Source organism: Pontibacter korlensis (genome assembly GCF_000973725.1).
GTDB lineage: Bacteria > Bacteroidota > Bacteroidia > Cytophagales > Hymenobacteraceae > Pontibacter > Pontibacter korlensis.
Genome location: NZ_CP009621.1, coordinates 91,751 through 110,294 on the forward strand (window position 1 = coordinate 91,751; position 18,544 = coordinate 110,294).

Below are 18,544 nucleotides of genomic sequence, written 5' to 3' on the forward strand. Positions count from 1 at the left end.
GATGAATTTGGTTTTCCTTTTTGAACCACTCGATGTGGTGAAAAAGGAAAATACGTATACTGTTGACACTCTTATACCTTTCTTCTTATATTTATATGATGAAAGAAGTCAAACCGAAACGCTGGAAAACTTCATCCACCTGGAGTCTACAACATCGGCTACCATCTGATATGGTGTCCGAAGTTCAGACGAAAGGTGCTGACAGGTGCTATAGAACTTCGCCTGAAAGAACTGTTGATGGAGAAAGCTGGTGAGCTGGGATTAACTATCGAGAAAATGGAAGTGATGCCAGACCACGTTCACCTGCTGGTTAAAGCCTCACCAGCCGATGCACCGCAATTTATCGTGGCACAACTGAAAGGGTACACATCATTCAAGCTACGCGGCGAGTTCCCCGAAACTGCCTACCCTGTGGACACGAAGCTACTACGCTGAGTCGGTGGGACATATTTCAGAAACAACAGTGAAAAAGTACATAGAGGACCAGAAGAACCAGTGAACCAGATCAAGACATACCGCTTCCGACTCAAACCCACCAGGGCGCAGGCTCAGGCTTTTGCTCAGTGGCTCGGTTCGTGCCGGTATGTCTACAACCTGTGTCTGGACTACAAGAGGCAACTCTGGACCAACTATCAAATCTCCGTATCGAAGAACCAGATGCAGCAAGAGCTTTCTGCTATCGCCAGGGAGGTCGGGTGGATTGGTTGCGTACACTCACAAACTTTACAGGAGGTGACAGATAGGTTGTTCAAATCCTACGATGGGTTTTTCAAGCAAGGCAAGGGATTCCCCAGGTTCGCCAAGCGAGGCCAGTATCGTTCATTCACCTTCAAGCAAGGTGTGAAACTACATGAGAACACCTGTACGGTACAACTACCAAAAATCGGGAAAGTCAAATACCGTAAGACACAGGATGTGCAGGGGGTTATCAAGACAGCAAGCATTGTCAAGGAAGCCGATGGATGGTATGTGACACTGTGCTGCCAGGTGGATATAACACCACTCCCACCAACCGATAGCGTGGTAGGTTTGGATGTTGGTGTCAAGTCCTTCGTCGTGACCTCAGACGGTCAGGTGGTGGACAACCCCAGGCACCTGTATCGCTACCAGTACCAGCTAAGGAAAGCGCAGCGTTCGGTCAGCAGGAAGAAGAAAGGTAGTAGTAACAGGCGAAAGGCTGCCGCAAAGCTGGCCAGGCTGCACCTGAAAGTCAGGAATACACGCAGGGACTTCCACCATAAACTCAGCACGCAACTCATTCGCGAGAGCCAAGCGATTGTTGTTGAACAGCTTCAAATACAGCATATGCTCAAGAACCATAAACTTGCCAAAAGCATCAGCGATGCTGGGTGGTATCAGTTCGTGCAGATGCTGGAATACAAGTCCTGAGTGGTATGGTCGGGAGCTTATGAAGGTAGCCCCCCACCATACCTCCCAGGACTGCTGGGTTTGTGGTTGGCGAAATACTGAACTCAAATTATCGGACAGGTATTGGACCTGTGTTAACGGACACGTCCTGGACAGGGATGTGAACGCAGCTAGTAATATAAGAAATAAGGCGGTCGGGCAGACCGTTTCAGCTTGGGAGATATACAGTCGCAGTAGCCAGGTAGCCCAAGAATCCCACCTGCTTTAGCGGTGGGAATGTCAATAAAGACCGCCAACTACAGAAAATATCCGGTGCACCGAAAGTGCTGGCACAGGGCCAGGGGGGGTTGCTGGATGTGGAGCTGCATCCAAACTTTGAGCAGAACAGCATCATTTACCTCTCCTACTCCGCTTTTAAGGAAGAAGGCGGCAAAACGCTCTCCACCACAGCTGTGATGCGGGCGCAGCTACAGGGTAACCAGTTAACTAACCAAAAGGTGATTTTTGAAGCGCTGCCTTACTCCACAACCCGACACCATTATGGCTCCCGACTGGAGTTTGACCGCAACGGCAATTTATATTTGTCGGTAGGCGATCGGGGTAACCACGATGAAAATCCACAGAGCCTGCAGCGCCATGCTGGCAAGGTACACCGCATTAAAGACGACGGAAGTATACCATCCGATAATCCTTTCGTGAACAAAAGTGGCGCTGTAGCAAGCACCTTCTCCTACGGCCACCGCAACATACAGGGTATGGTGCTGCACCCACAAACGGGTGTTCTTTGGACCCACGAGCACGGCCCAAGAGGAGGCGACGAGGTAAACATCACCGAAAAAGCAAATAACTACGGCTGGCCGGCTATCTCCTACGGCATCAACTACAATGGCACTATACTAACCAAGCTGAAAGAGAAAGAAGGTATGGAGCAGCCGCTACACTACTGGGATCCTTCTATCGCGCCATCGGGTATGGCATTTGTAACCGGGAACCGCTACAAGGGCTGGGAAGGCGACCTGATGGTAGGCTCTTTGCGCTTTGAGTACCTGGCCCGCCTGAAGATGGAGGGCAACAAGATTACGGGCGAAGAAAAGCTGCTGGAGGACATAGGCCGTGTGCGGGAAGTAAAAATGAGTCCGGATGGCTACTTATATGTAGCCGTGGAAGAGCCGGGAATTATCTACAGGCTGGTGCCCGCAGAGTAAGGTCAGGCTATAACACAACAAGCCGCAGGCACTCTATAGCGCCTGCGGCTTGTTGTTTATGGAAAACGTGACCCTTTTATACTTCTTCTTAGTACATTGCCGGCTGCCCCTTCTTTGGTAAAGAGGCACGGATGAACGCACGGATATCTTCGTTGCCTTTCACCAAGTCCTCTTTGCGCAGGTACATCATATGGCCGCTGCGGTACGCTTTGTAGCTTAAGCGGTCTTTCAGCCTGCCACTTGGGTCCAGCTGCCACATGCTGTACTTGGCGTTAAAATAGTCGCAGGCACCGTCGTAGTAGCCAGACTGTATCATTACGTGCAGGTACGGATTCTGAGCCATAGCCTGGCGCAGGTTCTCGCCTGTTCTGTCGTTGCTGTTATCCCAAGGGCGAACAGGGCCGAACATGTTATACTTCACATCCGTTTTATACTTCAGTTCATCGCGCAGGTACATGTTTATGGCAGGCGTAAAGGCGTGCAGCCACGCAGTAAGCTCTGCGTTAAAGTCAGGGCGCTCACCGGCATCCTGGCGGTCTATGCCTTTGTAGCGGGAGTCGAGACGGCCAACGGTGTAGCCCTGGTCGCGCAGCAGCTCTTTCCAGAAAAAGTTGAGCGGCACGTCGAGGTTGTGCTGCTGTATACTTTGCTCTGAGATGCCAGCGTAACGAGCCATTTTACCAGCTATTGCTTTCCTCTCGGCCTCCTCCAGAAAACCACCTTTGGCAATAGCCGGAAGCAGTTCGTTTACAGTAAACGCTTCCACCTCAGGCAGCATGTCTGTCAGATCTTTCTGCTGCAGGTCCTGCGGCAGTTTGTTGTGGTACCAGGCCGTAGCGGCAAAGTATGGCAGGCGTAGTGCCGCCTCCACAGGCCCCTCACGTTTAATGCCCAGTTCTGTAGGCGATACTAGGATCACCCCGTTCAGGTACATCCACTGCGAATTTTGTAGCTCCAGCGCCAGCCCAGACACACGCGTAGTACCATAGCTCTCGCCAATCAGGTACTTTGGCGAAGCCCAGCGGCCTTTGCGCGAAACAAAAGTATTAATCCACTCGGCCAGGTACTTCACATCTGCATTCACACCAAAGAATTTCTCCTTCAGCTTATCCTTGTCCACACCTTCGGCCATTCGTGAGTAGCCCGTGTTTACCGGGTTCACAAACACGATATCTGCTATATCAAGTATAGATTCCGGATTTTCACGGATGCCGTATGGCTGGATAGGGTAGCCTTCATCATCGATCTGGAGCAGTCGTGGCCCCGTATAGGCAATATGCATCCAAACAGAAGCAGAGCCTGGGCCACCGTTAAAGGAGATCACCAGCGGGCGCACAGCACGGTCTTTTACATCAGAGCGCTCATAGTAAGTATAAAACAGGCCTGCAATGGTTTTCCCATCTTCACCCCAAACTGGCTGTGTGCCGGTGGTGGCTGTGTATGGTACGCGCTGCCCTTTAATATTTACCTGGTGCTTGGTGGTAACGGCAGAGTCGGGGTTAATGGCACGGAGCTGTGCCGCTGCCGGAAGCACTATGATAGCCAGAAGTATGGCTAGTGCCAAAAACTTTCTCATTTCTAAATTTTTATACTATAAATTCAAATCGCGCCTGCAGAGGCAATACTCCACAGGCAGAATCTACAATATAGGAAAATTTAAATAGTTCTTGCTTCGCTTTTAGCTCTCCAGCAGCTGTAGTACCTGCTTGTAATAAGCTACCTGGTTTGCATCCCCCATTTTCTCGTAGAGCTTGACCAGGTTATGGTAGTAGGGCAGATACAAAGGCTGCAGGTTCACTAGCTGCTCCAGTTCCTTTGCCGCCTTTTCATACTTTCCCTTCTCAATCAGTTTGTTTGCACGCGCAACATAGTCTTTCTCCTGCTTTACCGGCGCTGCAAAACTTGATGAAGTGCTGAAACCATTTATCCTAGCCAAGCCCATAAAAAAACCGGGACTCTTGCTAAGGCCTGCCTCGTACCCTTTTCCTTTCATCATAAAGGCTATCGGAATCACAGCATAGGAGAAAGCCAATATGTCACGTGTAGCGGCCCACATTTTTTCTGTTAGCCTGGCTACCCGGATAAACTCAGCCTTTAGGTCTTTATCAGCTTTATTAAGCGTTTCGATGGCGGCTACCTCCCCGTCACCAGATATTTTGATAACGCCGAGCACTGTACCCACCGTACCGGCTTTCATGGCACTTGCAGGGTAACGCAGGTTTTTGGCGAAGGCTCTTTGGAAGTCATCTTCTGTGCCCCGATACCTGGCCTTGTTGTGCAGCTGCTGCAAGTCTGCCACACTTAGCTGCGCAAAGCTGGTTTGGATAAAAAACAGCAATAGGCTCAGCAGTTGACATTCCCACCGCTAAAGCAGATTGGATTCCTGGGCTACCTCGCTACTGCGACCGTATATCTCCCAAGGTACTGTCTTCAAAGTCAAGGATTTTGGTTGCATTTTTCTTACCTGTTTCTTATCTTCACTCTACCTGAAAGAGAGCTCCCGGGCCGACTGGTACTGGAAGTTCATCTTGCGTAGCCCTGGCCTGAGCTGGGGCTATTTCTTTTTCTGCTGTTTCTGGCTGCGTTTCCTGCGTTATTGCGTCTTTGTCAGCTGCGCTGACACCTGAAAGAGAGGCTCCGGCCTCCTGGATGTGGATGTTATTTTTGGGTTCCGCTGGCTGCTGCCCATAACGTGGATCATAGGCTTCATTCTTGCGCCACAGCGTCCAGAGCAGGATCAGCAGCTTGCGCTGTACGGCCACATAGGCCTGCATCTTGGTCTTGCCCCTTTTCACGAGCCGTTCGTAGAGAGCCACAAACCGGGGCTCCTGGAAGCGCACCGCGCTCAGGGCCGGCATGTGCATGGCCCGCCGGATGTGGGCATTGCCCTTCTTAGAGATACGGGTTCTGCCCGCGCGCAGGCCCGACTGGTGCTCCACCACGTCATAGCCGGCGTAGCTGACCAGCTGCCCCTGCCGCTCGAAGGTGGCAAAGCCGTTGGTCTCAGCCAGCAGCACGGCCACCGTCTTGAGGCCCACGCCTTTGATGGAGAGCATCTTGTCTACCCGCTCGGCCAGCAGCGGATCCTGGTAGAGCAGCTCCCCAATAGCCTCCTCCAGCTCCTGGAGGCTCTTGTCCAGGGTGCCGACCAGCTTCTGGAGGTTTCGCTCTACCTGCTTGACCACCAGCGCACCGTGATGCAGGGCATGGAGCTGGTTCAGGCACGCGGTGCGCTGATTGGTAAACTCCTCCAGCTGGCGGGTAAGCAGCCGCAGCTGGTAGATGTTGGGCGAGAGGGGCTGCCAGAGCTCCAGGAGCTGTTCCAGGCCCATTTGGGCCAGGCCTCTGGCGTCGATCTTGTCGTTCTTGCTCCTGTGGCCCAGGGCCTGCAGGTAGCGCTTGGCCTTGGTGGGCAATACGACCGAGACCTGGTAGCCCTGCTGGAAGAGAAACCAGGCCAGCTGCTCGTAGTACACGCCGGTGGCTTCCATCAGCAGGCGCAGCTCTACTTGTGCTGCGCGCTTGCTCTCCAGCCAGCGCTGCAGCTGTTTAAACCCAGCTGGGGTGTTGGCAAACTTGCGGGTGGCTTTTACCTTCACCCGCCGTTCCATCTCCAGGGTGGAGAAGGTCACCTCCAGGGAGTCTTTGCTCACATCAACTCCCACATTCTGGCAGAGTAAATTTTTCATAGCGGAAAGGGACTAAAATGGACAAAAGGTTCATCTTCCGGGCCTACGCTCACATCTGATACGAGGTCGTGCCTGCGGATGGGGCAGCCTCTAGGTACTGTGCTGGCTTTCAAGATGAAGAGAAAGGGAAGGGGTTCCTTGGGAGCGACATCTTAAAAGTGTCTAGCTGTCACACTTGTTCCTTCCCTTTCTCTTAGCTTACGGATAAGAGCCTGGTGAAATTGCACTTATCGGTATACTGCCAAAGATATGAGCTGAAACGGTCTGCCCGACCGCCTTATTTCTTATATTACTAGCTGCTGACGCATCCCGGTGCAGGGCATGTTTGCTGCAGCAAAGGTAACAGCCGGCAAGTGCAGGCGGTAGAACATAGGGTAAGATCGAACCCAACAAAAGTGAAGGAATGTCGCACCACATCCAGAGCGTCTTTGCCCACATCGACGCCCAGGTTCTGACAGAGTAAATTTTTCATAGCTGAAAGGGACTAAAGTGGACAAAAAACATTCATCTTCCGGGCCTACACTCACTCATGCCTGCGGATGGGGCAGCCGCTAGGTACTGTCCAGGCTTTTAAGAAGAAGAGAAAGGGAAGGGATTCCTTGGTGGCGACATCATCAAAGTGTCTAGTGCAAGGGCTTTCTCCTTCCCTTTCTGTTAGCTTACGTTTAAGAGCCTGATAAAATTGCACATACGCTTATACTGCCAAAGATATAAGTGCCAGGGCTTTCTTTGGCATTTAATCGTAAGGCTTTGTTTTCATGTATGGTTGTGGAATTGATTTCTTTCTCAGATAGCAACAGGATACAGCGAATTATACTTTCCTGTACAGGTAGCAACCGATCTTCTCCGGATGGTCCTGCACACGGTCAGTAGACTTGGTGTGGCGCAGCATCCAGAGCACCAGCAGATCGCCGGAGGCGGCTATAGAGAAAAAGAGGCCGAAAAGAAACAGCAGCATGTTACCTAGGGCAAGGCCCGCCAGCGCCGGCAGCAGCCCCATCATCAGTCCGGGCATGATACCACCCAGTATGTAAGGGCGCAGCGGCAGCATCTCCTGGCAATGGCAATAAGGAGTAAGGTAACTCCAGTGCACGCCATACTTAATTGATTTAACGCCACGCTTGCAAAAGGCAGCCCAGGTAAGGCCATGCAGCAGTTCATGCACTACCGCCCCCAGCACAAAGACAAGCATCATCAGGAAAGGGTAAAACAGCGTTTTTGAGCCATGCTCCCCGATGAATGCTTCCACAGCCCCCATGTTGAACTGCTCTGGCCAAAGCAAAGCATAAGGCACTACATAAAGCACCAGTATCGGCAGCATGAAAACCAGTGCCTTCACATTGGCTTCAGCAGCGGACATGGTCAGCTCTGTTTTCTCATACTCCTCTTCCTGCATTTTTATATTTGTATTGAGCAATAGTGTAATTAACGCCTGGTCTTTCTCTTTGCTTTTTGGTTGAAGGCTTGTTTTTGCTTTCAAATTGGATAGAGCTGAGGTTAAAGTTTCCGCCCTCTGCTTTTACTCGTAACACGTTTTTACCCTGTGCAAGAGGCACATTTCCTACTTCGATGGATTGCCAACTGCCAGCGCCTCCGGTATTCGGTACTGCCACGGATGTTGCCGCCACAGCTCCGTTACTCCACACTGTAACCTTGCCTTCCGCATTGTCTGATGCCACCCGCAGTTGCAGGTTGTAGCTGCCTTTTTGGGGTGCGTTCAAAGTATACTGCAGCCACTCCCCTTCCTCAAAGCTGCTTACATAAAAGCAATCAGCAGTTTTACCCGCTTCTATGTCAACACCATCGTTTCGGTACAGGTGGCCTTTGTTCCAGGGGCTGCGCTCGCCGCCTGTGGAGATGTAATAATAAGCAGTTTTATCAAAGTAAGCAAAGCCGTTGCGGCCCAAGTCATAGTCCACAGCGTTAAGGATAGTGCCAGCTGTAACTGTATTCGGCTGGAAAGGCTTTGTTGCTGTGGTATGAACCTGCCGGAACATGGCATCTACGACATCATTGTGGTAGATGCAGTTTTCGAGCTTCGTGTTCTCAGCCTGTTGCATCAGGGCCTGGTAAGCTTCAGCAGCGGTTGGCTTGGCTCCTTTGTTTTTCCAGTAATCCAGTATTTTCTGATAACCTGGGTCTACTTTCACTTCCAGCGGGTTAATGAAGCCCATCTTTTTTAGGGGCCACCAGCACCAGCCAATGTTGTTGCGCTCCACCAAACTGATGGCCTGTATGAACCATACATTAGAGTTCTCGCCTGTTTCGCCTAACCAAACCGGCACGTTATACTTGTCGCGATGGTCCAGCCAGCCTTGTATGGCACCCTGGTTGTTATAGTTCCAGTATTTATGGAAGCTGAGCACCATGTTTTGGTCCCAGGGCGGCAACACACCACTATAGTTATTGCCCCAGCAATTGCCCTCTATGATAACGATGTGCTGCTTATCCACTTCGCGGATGGCCTTGATGATATCCATCATTAGCTTGCGGAGCGGCTCGTTCTGCTGTTCGTTGCAGCCGTTCTTATCGCTTGGATCAGTGAAGCCCCAGTTTGGCTCGTTTATGATGTCGTAAGCGCCCAGCCATAGCTCATCGGCATAGCGCTCTGCCAGCTTGCGCCAAAGCGCTATTGTTTTCTGCTGATTGGCCTTACTCTCCCACAAAGATGGCTTGCTTGGGTCGCGGTCCGAAATGTTCATATCGTTGCCTTGCCCTCAAGGGGCGGCGTGCAGGTCCAGAAGCGTGGATTAAACCTTCGATATATTATTTATATTTCAGATTGTTTTAACCATTAATAAGACAGCGAGTTACAAAATGGTTAAAAATAACCTTACCTAACAACTAAGGCTTCGTTGGGTACGGAGTGCCCACAATGAAGCCGTGGTTGCACTAACCGTGCGACCCGTTATGGGTTTTAAGTCGGAAGAGATTAGCTCTGCGCTACCTGTCCAAGGCTTTCAGGTAGCTGGCTGGCCCATTGGAGGTGAGCCTGGAGGGGTAATAATAGATACTTTATGCTGTTTCCGGGAGAGGATTCCCGCTCTTTTCAAGGCATTTGCCGCTGCAGGGGCATAGCTTCGCCAGGCCACCTTTTCAGGTGGCTTTTTTGTAGCTCCTTACTCGAACTCCTGGTAGCGGCGCTGTGTCCTCATCCCTTATGGCGGTCCCCATTAGGCCAGCACCTGCAGGGTGACCATCGTCTCCTTTCTGCAGTAGGGACACTCTAGCGGGTTGTACTCCTCGAGCTGGCGGACTGGCTGCTTTTGCCTCCTGTCCTCGGGCAGCTGCTGGCGGATCGCGGGAATGGCCGCCCCCTTGGCCGTGCCGCTCAGAATGCCGTAGTGGCGGATGCGGACAAAGTCCCGGGGCAGGATGTGCAGGGCGAAGCGGCGGATGAACCCCATTCCCTCCAGCTTCATCTCCAGCTTCTTGGCTCCTTGCCATGGTCCCTGTAGGAGAAGGTCACCGACTGCTCGTCCACGGCTGTGAGATGGCGGTTGGAGATGGCGATCTTGTGGGTGTAGCGGCCCAGGTACTTGACCACATGTTCAAGCCCCGGTAAGGGGCGCTTGGCATACACCACCCACTCCTTTTGGAACAGCGCCCTGATCAGGGACTTGTCCACCTCGGGCAGCTTTTCCCTGAGCAGCAGCACGTACTTAGCCCGGAACACGCGGCTCATGGCCTTCACTGGGAAGAGGTAGCGGCCTTTGCTGCGGGCGCTCTTCCACTTTCCCCTTACTGTGAGTCCCCCGCCGGGCACGATGCAGTGCAGGTGGGGGTGCAGCGAGAGGGCCTGGCCCCAGGTGTGGAGCACGGCCACCATGCCGGGCCTTGCCCCCAGGTGCCGTCGGTGGCGAAGGCGAGCAGCGTTGCCCAGGCGGCCTCAAAGAGGGTGTCGTAGACAAGCCTGGGCTGATGGAGGGCCAGCTGGTTGAGGGTGTCGGGCAGGGTGAAGACCACGTGGAAGTAGGGCACGGGCAAGAGCTCCTGCTCCCGGGCCTGGATCCACTGCTCCCGCTTTCTTCCCTGGCATTTGGGGCAGTGGCGGTTGCGACAGGAGTTGTAGCTCACGCGCACCTGGCAGCAGCCGGTGCAGGCGTCCACATGCCCGCCCATCTGCTGGGTGCGGCAGCGCATGATGGCCGAAAGGTGCGCAGCTGCTAGGAGTTGATGCCAGTATTCTTCTCGATCGTGGGCCAGTGAGCCTTTAGTACCTAGGCCACCTCATGGCTGGTGCGCACTAGCAGTAGAGCGTGTCCAGCGGGGAGAAGGGCTTGCGGCTCCCGCTTTGGGCCACGTGCAGGTAGACCATGGTGGTGTCGATGCAGGCGTGGCCCAGCAGGTCCTTGATCGAGACAATGTCCAACCCGTCCTCCAAGAGGTGGGTGGCAAAGGTGTGGCGCAGCGTGTGGGGCGTGACCTGCTTGGAGAGGCCGGCTTCATTGCGTGCCGTTCGCACCACCCACTGCACGCCGGTGGTGGTGTAGCGCCTGTCCAGCAGCCCCTGCTCGCTATCCTGCACCTGGCCGTTGAAGAGCCATTCTTGCGGGCGCTCAGATTGGATGGATGGCTCAGGGGCACGTAGCGGTCCTTGCCGCCCTCTCCCTGGCGCACGTGCAGCATCCGTCGGTCAAAGTCTAGGTCCTGTAGCTTCAGGTCCCACAGCTCGAAATTGCGCAGCCCGCAGCCGTAGAGGGTGGCCAGCAGCACGCGGTGCTTGAGGAGTAGGGGTGCCGAGAGCAGCCTTTTGACCTCAGGCTTGCTCAAAACCACAGGCAGCCTGCGGTCGCGCCTCAGGGTGGGCAGCTCGATGCGCTTGTCCTGGAGGCCCTCCATGCGGAAGACGTAGCGAAGGGAGTAGACGGTGAACTTGAAGTAAGCGTCAGAGGGGGTCTTGTGCTCCTGCTTTACTAGGTAGAGGTAGTCGTTGATCTGATCGCAGTCCAGTTCGGTGGGCAGGCAGCCAAAGTGCAGGGCCACCTTGGCCAGATGGCGGGCGTAGTTGGAGAGGGTGCTCTGGCCGCGGCCGGCGAAGGTGATTTTTTTGGAGAACTTCTCGTAAAGCTCGCTGAATCCGGCTACATTGGTACAGGCAGTCTGGATAAGGGTAGGCTCTTTTTATCATCTTTATGTAAGGAATAAGTGTGAATCAAAATGTAACCCTTATCCGCTGCTTTTTATAGCCAGCCACTGAAGGTTTAGTGCAACAACAGCTATTATTTAAGGTAGATTTGATATGGGGAGCAACATCCCTTGGTAAATCCCATCTTTTGTACAAAAAGAACTTGCTCTTCCCAATTCTGCTTAACTCCAGGTAACATCTCTCTTTATTATTTTTGCAGGAACCCCTCCAGCCATACACCCAGCAGGAACATCCTTTGTCACAATTGCTCCCGCCGCAATGATTGCACCATCTCCAATTTTTACACCTTTCAAAACCATTGCTCCTGTACCTATCCAAACTTTGTTGCCTATCTCAATTGGCAAACTTGCTCTTTCTTTATCTCCATCAATCACATGAGTATCAGAATCCCTTATTGTGACACGCTTTGCAATAGCAATTTTATTTCCTATTTTGATAGAACTGCAGCAATGTATCTCTACATTATTATTTATATATCCACTACCTACTTCTAAAGTTGCATTCTTCCCAATCACTACATGGGCTCCTGTGTGGAACGTAAAGTTTCCATTTACTTTAAGAATTCCTCCCTCATCAATGCCTAATGTTGAATCACTAAAAGGTGCTTTTTCCCATGCTGAACCAAAATTGAGAAAAGCTTTTTCTCCTAAAATAATCTGTCCTTTTCTATGTGCAAAAACTTTTGATTTTTTATGTATCAATATTTTGAGCTTAGGCAGAGTGCCCACTCTTTTGTTCAGTATGAAGGTTGAAATTTTGTTAGTATTTGATAACCTGACTAACATTCTAAAAAATCTGTTCATGTTTCTTAAATATTTTTATTGGGGCACTTACTATAGAAAACGCTAATTTAAAGATATCTTTTTGTTGAAAGTAAGAGCTAAGCCTATAAGAGAAAAGTCCTTATCAAAATAACTCAATCTCTCACTTTCCTTGATCTTCTGCATTAGCCTTAATAAGTTCTTCTGAAATGCTTCCTGCTCAGTTCAGAGCATCCATTAAAATGTTAGCTACTGGGGATTTTATTGATGCTGTGTTATTTCTGGCCTATGAATATATGATGACTTTAAAGCAAGAAGTAAATAAAGTTAGAAGCCACAGAAAGAGGGGATAGGTTCAAAAGCTGTTTCAAGACCTGTTTACCCCCTCCTTGCTCTAATTGTTTTCAGGAGCATCGTCACCTTGTTAGATAAATGATAATTTATCGCTTCAATAGGTCTCCCTATGACATACCAGGCCAGTGAAGTCCAAGTTTTCCCATACTTGAGTTCAATCACATAATGCATCAGGTAGGCAACGGCTACTACTATAGCAAACGTGACCGTATACACGAAGGCTTTGTTCTTCTCGGTAGCATACTGGGAGATAACCATGTAACCAAAGTGGTTGTGTATAAGGTAGACAGGATAAGTTAAGCCTCCCAAGAGAGTCGACTTGGGCAGCTTAAGCTCGGTACCTCTCTTTGAAATCAAAGCAACAAAGAATAAAAAGAATAAAGAAATAATTAAGCCGATCACCAACGCGGAGTACTCTACCCCCTTGTCTCTAGTCAAATAGGCCGCCTGTCCAGAGGAGTAGTAAACGCAATAGACAAACGCTACTAGCAGGGGCACAATCACCTCCACAGTGCGCTTTTCTCTAGCAATGGCGAAAATGGCTCCTGCCGCAAAATAGGTAAACATGCCTCCCAAATAGGGTACCTCGCCTAACCCAGCCAGTGAGGCACCAATAATAGCAAAAGGCCACAGCAGAAAAAGGGTATTTAGTCTATGCTGTAGCCCCAGAAATATGAACATGAATACCAGCAAGTAAAACTCCAGCTCCAAGAACAATGTCCAGTAAACCCCATCGACTGGATTAAAGCCAATCAACCTGGGAGCCATCGTAAAATTTGCAATAAACTGTGGCAAAGTAACCGACATCAAGGGACCGCCCCAAAACAGAGCAGCAGTAGTGGTGAAAAGAACCGCAAACCAAAACGCTGGGTAGAGCCTGGCGGTACGTGAAACAGCAAACTGGCTGGCAGTCCTGTTTTTCGCAGAGTAGAAAATAACAAAGCCGCTAATCATGAAGAATAACTCTACTCCTAGATAGCCGTATTTCGTAAAGTTAATTATCTCTTCTGAGTAGGTTATGGATGTTATCTTACCGCTGGTAAATCCATTTAAAGTATAATGGAAGAGAACCACGAAGGTTGCGGCAAAAAACCTGCCATAGTCAAGTAGTTCCAGTCGTTTCATAGCTATATTTTTTGCAAAAATAAGGACATTTATATTGTAAATCATCAAAACTTATATCTTTACTATCAACTTTATATAGAATTTGAAGCAGTTTTAGACCTGTTGTTAAAACGAAAGGAAAAGCCTCTTTAATGTATTGCAAATGTTTAAGTGCTAAACCAGTAATTGAGTTTAAGTCAATGATATTCATGCCATAGTATAAACAGCAGAGCAGGTCCTTTGCTGTTGTTAGCTACCAATGTAACAGCTTCTCCTTATCAAAATAACTTATCCGCTCACTCTCTCTGATCTTCTGCGTTTGCTTACTAAACCGTTTAATGGGCTTGCCTGCATATGTTCTTCTGAAATGCTTTCGGCTCGACTGCTCGTACAGCCGTGTCTGAGCCAAAGGCATTTTCATTAAGCCTGAACAGCTTCCAGTTCTTTTAACTGTAGGTCTGGCTTTCATACAGGCAGCCTGTAATGGAATTACGGTGCAAGAGCTTTGCCCCTACTGAATAGAGCTTTCTGCTCCGCTTGCATGTGTGCGGGCACAGTAACCAGCTGCACCCTATAGTTTATCGGTGTGCAGTTGTGGGTATAGTCCAGTTCAAGGTAAGGACTACCTGTGCGGGTTTTAACGCTATGCTGATGCTGACTATCTTTTGGCCACTCCTGCTCCAGGTCATAACCCCATTCTTGTTTTGTTGGGTTTCAGTCTTAGCAAGGTAGACGGGCGGTGCTGTACCTAACTTTAAGGAAGTCCTTAAACTTGCTGAGGTAGGCGCACTCAATACCCTATGATCTGCCTTAGTGTACTTGTTTATGTAGGCTTGGTAGTACTGCACAAAATTTACTGTGCCCTGATTTTTGGAGGAAAGTTTTAAAGCCCCGTCAGCAGTTCCTCTGTGCGTTTGGCTTTGATGCGTTATGCAAGCTCCAGAACGGTACTGTTAGACTGCCTCTCCTGCTTGTCCCTTAGCTTGCCTAACAGGTACAGTTCCAGGAACTCAAAATCCCTTACCCCTCATAGTAGAAATCCAGGTACAGGCTCAGGTTGCCGTTCTTCAGCTTTTTCTCCCTGAGATTTACAGGCTCCTTTGCAGTTTGTTTTTCCCTTGCATAGCTCTTGTATTCCTTTGCTATCCAATATAATAATTTATACTAAATGGAGTTACAAGCGAGTTACAAACTGGTTAAAAAAAAACATCAAAACAAGGGAAAAAGCGGAGTATATTCAGGAAGGGCTATAAAAGCAAAAACCCTCTTGGAATATCATTTAAGCGGGTTTTTCAGTATATCTGCTTTGGCAAATATAATAAGTTAAGTACCAAGATAAGGTACATGTTGTTGGCCTTGCACCAGGCCAGCAGGCTGTCAGTCATAGCAAAGCCCTTCTCCAGCCATGTGTTCTGCCCCTTCACCGGCTCCTGCTCCACAGGCAAGGTATAGAGGTTGCAGTGCATTGGCAGGCGCACCGAGTTAAAGCCCCAGGCAGCCATAGAGTCGATATCTATTTTGCTCGTATGGTTCGAAAGCCAGGCGCTGTAGAATTCCTCTGTTTTCTCTGGCCCTATCAGTTCCTGTACCTTTGCCTTTATCACGTGCTGCTGGCCGGCTACATCGCCTGTGCGCAGCATGTAACCCTCCTGCAATATCCAACTACCCAGGCCCATGCCTCGCAGTATTACTTCCTCCCCTTTACCATCTACTATTTTTTTGCCTTCGGCCTTCAGATAGCCCTGGCTGTTTGCGTGTATCGTGCTGATACAGCTAAAAAGCAGCAGCAGACCAAATCGCTTGAGTAAATGCTTTGCCATAGTATAGAGGAGGTGAACAGTTGGTTGATTGCGTACTTAAGTTAACGTGAACACGGGACTTAGGCATATATTCTAGCCGGCTTAAAGCTACTAGTCTGGTCCAGAGATGTGTATGCGGTAAGGCCGGAGAGAATCTGGGCTAGGGCGTTCAAAGGATTTCAGTGGCGGGTGTGGTCGATGTCACAGACTCCTCATCAGAATATCATTGACGGCCTCGATGCTGCCCCGCTTGAGCAGGTTTAGCTTATCCTGTAGCGTAAGGAGCATGTTTTTCATGTTGCGCCGCACTTTGGTCACCAGGTGCAAGCCCTCTTCGAGCAGCTCCTCGAAAAGGGAAGTGAGATAGCCTTTATCGCCATAACACTTGCCTTTGAGCCCGGAGAGCAGGAAGCTGAGCACCTTCGGGTTATTGTCGGCCACGTTAGCCGGAGTGATCAGGAAGCGCACCAGCTGACTGTGCTCGTTGGTGACCAGGTGCAGCTTGAGGCCGTAGAACCAGCCGGTGGATCCCTTGCCCCGGCTAGCCATGTCGGCAAAGACCCTGTGGGAGTGGATGCGGCGGTTGTCGCAGACAGGCAGCTTCTTGGAGTCGATGTCGTAATGGTCGCTTCTTTGCCAGAGGCCTGCTCGGTAGTGGGCCAGCAGAAAAGCGTGCAGCAGCGCCTGCCTGGCCAGTTCCAAGAAGTGTGTATACGAGACGGCCCGGGGGAAATAGCTTCTCAGCTCTCCCAGCACCAGGCGCTCATAGTAGTACTCAAAGCACTTGAAGCCCGACAAGTGGTAAAGGACGAGGATGGTGAGCACCTCGCTTTCCGAAAGGGAGGGCTTGCGGCCTGCCGGGTGGCGCGGCGCGAGTCCCTCGGGTAAGGGATGGGTAGTAAGGTACTCCTTCACCTGAAGGCAGAAATCATCAATTTCGCAGAACACTTCCACGACTTTGGTAGTATCTATGATAAAGCACATAAGGCGAAGGGGTAGGTGAAATAATGGCTGTTATTTCTACCTGCCCCTTAGCCTTCTTGTTTATACGAAATACTGATTTTTACTTAGTGAATTCCCGAGTTCACGTTAAGTTAAGCATTTACAACCTATTGTCACAACCACTAGCGGCAAAGAAAATCAGAGGCTAGACTAAACAAATGCTTTCAAGTCGCTGAACTGCTCAATCTCATCCACCTCTGCCTGCACATTTCCAAAGCCATACTTTGCGAGGATGAAGGGAACCTCGGCTTTTACACTGGCATCATAGTCGCCTTGGGTGTCGCCGATGTACACAGGACGCTGCAGGCTGTTTCTGTGCACGATACCTTTGATGTTTTCACCTTTTGGCAAATGCTTGTCCCCAAAGCAAGCAACGTCAGTGAAGTATGGCTGCAGGTTAAAAAAGCGTAGAAAGGTTTCTATGTAGCCGCTTTGGCAATTGCTTACAATAAACAGCCTGTATTTAGAGCACAGTAGCTCCAGTGTTTCCATTAGCTCTGGGTAAAGCTCCCCACCTCTATTCTGCAGGTACTCCAGCTCTATCTTACCTGCTACAGCCTGTAGCTGCTGACGCTGCTCGTTGTTCAGGCTCGGGAAAAGTTTATCGTATATGGCGTTATAGGGCATCCCGGCAGTATCGCGAATATCCTGGCGGGTTAGGGAAACATCTTTTAGCTCCAGCTGCTCTATGGCAGCATTCCAGGCGTCGGCAATAGTTTGTGTTGAATCCCACAAAGTGCCGTCGAGGTCGAAGATCAGACCATCAAATTGTGCTTTATAATTCATGTGCTTTCAAGTTCAGGTATAAAGAAGCAGCTCATTTATACTGCATAGCAAGGTAAACTTTACCTGCGCCACACATGCTGCCTCCGCAAATTAAGCACAGCACCTCGCTAATAAAAAACTATCCATCTCTGCAGCATCACTAACCAAACCCTTTTCCTGTACTTTTCTAACAAGCAACCCAGGTCAACCTCTCTAAATTACTGATCCACTTGGGGCGATCAAGCTGAAAGCAGCTTGTTAGACCAGACCAAGATAGGCCACATAACATTTACAACCAATTACTTAAACCGAACACAAGCTACTTTCCAACTCTAAAACTCATTTACATCAAGCACTAAGCAAGATCGATACATACCATAAATAAATAGAACTTAATAAACAGGCAACTATATCAAAAAATTTGGGGCTGCGGCACGTGATCATACTTCCTTTAAAAATGTACAAAGCCACTCATAAAGTTAACCCCTGGCAGAACATGTCAGGGGTTAACTTTATGAGCGCAACCTTCATAAAACTCCACCCTAGTTGCAGGAGGAGTTGATTATAGCACTAACAGTTTTAGGTAATGGATTTCACGAGCTCCAAAACTCGGGCTAGATGAGTGAATTATAGAAACTAATGATAGACATGAGCTGGTGGGGCTTTTCATAGCTCAAGTTACGCTCTCGCACAAACTTCCTCACTTCCCTTGACTTATTGCCAAACAGCGCATGCAGGTCCTTGCGCACGTTCCTAAGCGTAACAATCTCTCCATTGGGCAGCAGCACATAATACAGGGCTTTAATCTGGTCTATCCACTCACTGCCCGGCACATAATACTCCGATCCATAGGCGGCATTGTTAGCATAAAGCGGCGACATACGGGAAGGATCTTTGCGGATGTAATCTTCACGCATAATCAGGGTATAAGAGCCTTGGTTTAGTTCCTCAAAAAATGTCGGCTTTTTGAAATCTGAGTAGTCCCGGCCCATGTCCCACATCAGGGACCTGAAGGTGTAGGACCTTCCGCTAGGCTCTTCCTGTGCAATGAAATATTGGACATTTACAGGAGTAAAAGAACTTCTGGTACCGTCCTCATTTTGTACACTTACAACCTCTTGCGTACGGTAAAACGTAATGGGCCCAAAGATGGTATCGCCAGAAGTTAGTACAACTTTGCCAGAAGGCCACTCCTGCACATCAATGGAAGGTCTGTATTGCGCATCCACGTCACGGGGCAATAAATAAACAGACAGTGAAGTAATTAGCAGTAAAACTGCCGCAAAAGTATTGTTTTTCATAGTTTTCAGTAGCGATTATTATACAATTTGATTCAGCAAACACAACC

Annotated in this window: 14 protein-coding genes and 6 pseudogenes; 5 read left to right on the forward strand and 15 right to left on the reverse strand. The window is 49.8% G+C overall.

Features of this window, described 5'->3' with window-relative positions:
- Position 1 precedes the first annotated feature (1 nt).
- From PKOR_RS24945 to PKOR_RS00420, 5 genes and pseudogenes are all read left to right on the forward strand, one after another.
- Positions 2 to 169 (forward strand): hypothetical protein, encoded by a 168-nt coding sequence (locus PKOR_RS24945; protein WP_158453724.1) that lies wholly within the window; start codon positions 2 to 4, stop codon positions 167 to 169.
- Positions 154 to 499, forward strand: a pseudogene (gene tnpA / locus PKOR_RS00410) (IS200/IS605 family transposase). Before PKOR_RS24945 ends, tnpA begins: the two are co-directional and overlap by 16 nt.
- On the forward strand, positions 496 to 1,389 hold the full coding sequence (locus PKOR_RS00415) for an RNA-guided endonuclease InsQ/TnpB family protein (protein WP_052738639.1): 894 nt from the start codon (positions 496 to 498) through the stop codon (positions 1,387 to 1,389). Before tnpA ends, PKOR_RS00415 begins: the two are co-directional and overlap by 4 nt.
- Positions 1,343 to 1,636: a zinc ribbon domain-containing protein gene (locus tag PKOR_RS26040; protein WP_084694667.1), complete on the forward strand. Its 294-nt coding sequence runs from the start codon at positions 1,343 to 1,345 to the stop codon at positions 1,634 to 1,636. The genes PKOR_RS00415 and PKOR_RS26040 overlap by 47 nt, the downstream gene beginning before the upstream one ends.
- A gap of 25 nt (positions 1,637 to 1,661) precedes the next feature.
- Positions 1,662 to 2,573 (forward strand): annotated as a pseudogene (locus tag PKOR_RS00420) (PQQ-dependent sugar dehydrogenase); the annotation flags it as partial.
- A gap of 88 nt (positions 2,574 to 2,661) precedes the next feature.
- Here the strand turns inward: PKOR_RS00420 and PKOR_RS00425 are convergent.
- The 15 genes and pseudogenes from PKOR_RS00425 to PKOR_RS00485 all read right to left on the reverse strand — a co-directional run bounded on the left by PKOR_RS00425 (position 2,662) and on the right by PKOR_RS00485 (position 18,497).
- The gene (locus tag PKOR_RS00425; RefSeq protein ID WP_046308597.1) at positions 2,662 to 4,149 is read right to left on the reverse strand and encodes a S10 family peptidase; all 1,488 of its coding nucleotides are present in this window, start codon (positions 4,147 to 4,149) and stop codon (positions 2,662 to 2,664) included.
- A 102-nt stretch (positions 4,150 to 4,251) separates the two neighbouring features.
- Positions 4,252 to 4,911 (reverse strand): hypothetical protein, encoded by a 660-nt coding sequence (locus PKOR_RS00430; protein ID WP_046308598.1) that lies wholly within the window; start codon positions 4,909 to 4,911, stop codon positions 4,252 to 4,254.
- Positions 4,912 to 5,050: 139 nt separating this feature from the next.
- On the reverse strand, positions 5,051 to 6,262 hold the full coding sequence (locus tag PKOR_RS00435) for an IS110 family RNA-guided transposase (RefSeq protein ID WP_071843092.1): 1,212 nt from the start codon (positions 6,260 to 6,262) through the stop codon (positions 5,051 to 5,053).
- A 292-nt stretch (positions 6,263 to 6,554) separates the two neighbouring features.
- Positions 6,555 to 6,734: a hypothetical protein gene (locus PKOR_RS24610; RefSeq protein ID WP_148561588.1), complete on the reverse strand. Its 180-nt coding sequence runs from the start codon at positions 6,732 to 6,734 to the stop codon at positions 6,555 to 6,557.
- Between the two features lie 339 nt (positions 6,735 to 7,073).
- Complete coding sequence (locus tag PKOR_RS00440; protein ID WP_235337075.1) at positions 7,074 to 7,658, reverse strand: DUF3267 domain-containing protein; 585 nt, start codon at positions 7,656 to 7,658, stop codon at positions 7,074 to 7,076.
- Positions 7,639 to 8,964, reverse strand: coding sequence for a cellulase family glycosylhydrolase (locus PKOR_RS00445; protein ID WP_052738640.1), 1,326 nt, complete (start codon positions 8,962 to 8,964; stop codon positions 7,639 to 7,641). The genes PKOR_RS00440 and PKOR_RS00445 overlap by 20 nt, the downstream gene beginning before the upstream one ends.
- Before the next feature lie 471 nt (positions 8,965 to 9,435).
- Positions 9,436 to 10,458, reverse strand: a pseudogene (locus tag PKOR_RS26045) (IS91 family transposase).
- Between the two features lie 50 nt (positions 10,459 to 10,508).
- On the reverse strand, positions 10,509 to 10,790 hold the full coding sequence (locus PKOR_RS25945; RefSeq protein WP_200897405.1) for a tyrosine-type recombinase/integrase: 282 nt from the start codon (positions 10,788 to 10,790) through the stop codon (positions 10,509 to 10,511).
- Positions 10,791 to 10,888: 98 nt separating this feature from the next.
- A pseudogene (locus PKOR_RS26050) lies at positions 10,889 to 11,104 on the reverse strand (tyrosine-type recombinase/integrase); the annotation flags it as partial.
- A 489-nt stretch (positions 11,105 to 11,593) separates the two neighbouring features.
- Positions 11,594 to 11,743: pseudogene (locus PKOR_RS26055) on the reverse strand (DapH/DapD/GlmU-related protein); the annotation flags it as partial.
- An 807-nt stretch (positions 11,744 to 12,550) separates the two neighbouring features.
- Positions 12,551 to 13,696: an acyltransferase family protein gene (locus PKOR_RS00465; protein ID WP_052738642.1), complete on the reverse strand. Its 1,146-nt coding sequence runs from the start codon at positions 13,694 to 13,696 to the stop codon at positions 12,551 to 12,553.
- A gap of 1,226 nt (positions 13,697 to 14,922) precedes the next feature.
- Complete coding sequence (locus PKOR_RS00470) at positions 14,923 to 15,450, reverse strand: cellulase family glycosylhydrolase (protein WP_046308599.1); 528 nt, start codon at positions 15,448 to 15,450, stop codon at positions 14,923 to 14,925.
- 59 nt (positions 15,451 to 15,509) lie between these two features.
- Positions 15,510 to 16,413 (reverse strand): annotated as a pseudogene (locus tag PKOR_RS00475) (IS982 family transposase).
- Between the two features lie 168 nt (positions 16,414 to 16,581).
- Entirely contained in the window at positions 16,582 to 17,217 is a 636-nt protein-coding gene (locus PKOR_RS00480) for an HAD family hydrolase (RefSeq protein WP_046308600.1), read from the reverse strand.
- A gap of 593 nt (positions 17,218 to 17,810) precedes the next feature.
- Positions 17,811 to 18,497 (reverse strand): hypothetical protein, encoded by a 687-nt coding sequence (locus tag PKOR_RS00485; protein WP_046308601.1) that lies wholly within the window; start codon positions 18,495 to 18,497, stop codon positions 17,811 to 17,813.
- Between the last annotated feature and the right edge of the window lie 47 nt (positions 18,498 to 18,544).

Coding starts and splice junctions, on each gene's coding strand:
- PKOR_RS24945 (WP_158453724.1), top strand. CDS start 2: ATGAATTTGGTTTTCCTTTTTGAACCACTCGATGTGGTGAAAAAGGAA.
- PKOR_RS26040 (WP_084694667.1), top strand. CDS start 1,343: ATGCTGGGTGGTATCAGTTCGTGCAGATGCTGGAATACAAGTCCTGAG.
- PKOR_RS00425 (WP_046308597.1), bottom strand. CDS start 4,149: ATGAGAAAGTTTTTGGCACTAGCCATACTTCTGGCTATCATAGTGCTT.
- PKOR_RS00435 (WP_071843092.1), bottom strand. CDS start 6,262: ATGAAAAATTTACTCTGCCAGAATGTGGGAGTTGATGTGAGCAAAGAC.
- PKOR_RS24610 (WP_148561588.1), bottom strand. CDS start 6,734: ATGAAAAATTTACTCTGTCAGAACCTGGGCGTCGATGTGGGCAAAGAC.
- PKOR_RS00440 (WP_235337075.1), bottom strand. CDS start 7,658: ATGCAGGAAGAGGAGTATGAGAAAACAGAGCTGACCATGTCCGCTGCT.
- PKOR_RS00445 (WP_052738640.1), bottom strand. CDS start 8,964: ATGAACATTTCGGACCGCGACCCAAGCAAGCCATCTTTGTGGGAGAGT.
- PKOR_RS00465 (WP_052738642.1), bottom strand. CDS start 13,696: ATGATTTACAATATAAATGTCCTTATTTTTGCAAAAAATATAGCTATG.
- PKOR_RS00470 (WP_046308599.1), bottom strand. CDS start 15,450: ATGGCAAAGCATTTACTCAAGCGATTTGGTCTGCTGCTGCTTTTTAGC.
- PKOR_RS00480 (WP_046308600.1), bottom strand. CDS start 17,217: ATGAATTATAAAGCACAATTTGATGGTCTGATCTTCGACCTCGACGGC.
- PKOR_RS00485 (WP_046308601.1), bottom strand. CDS start 18,497: ATGAAAAACAATACTTTTGCGGCAGTTTTACTGCTAATTACTTCACTG.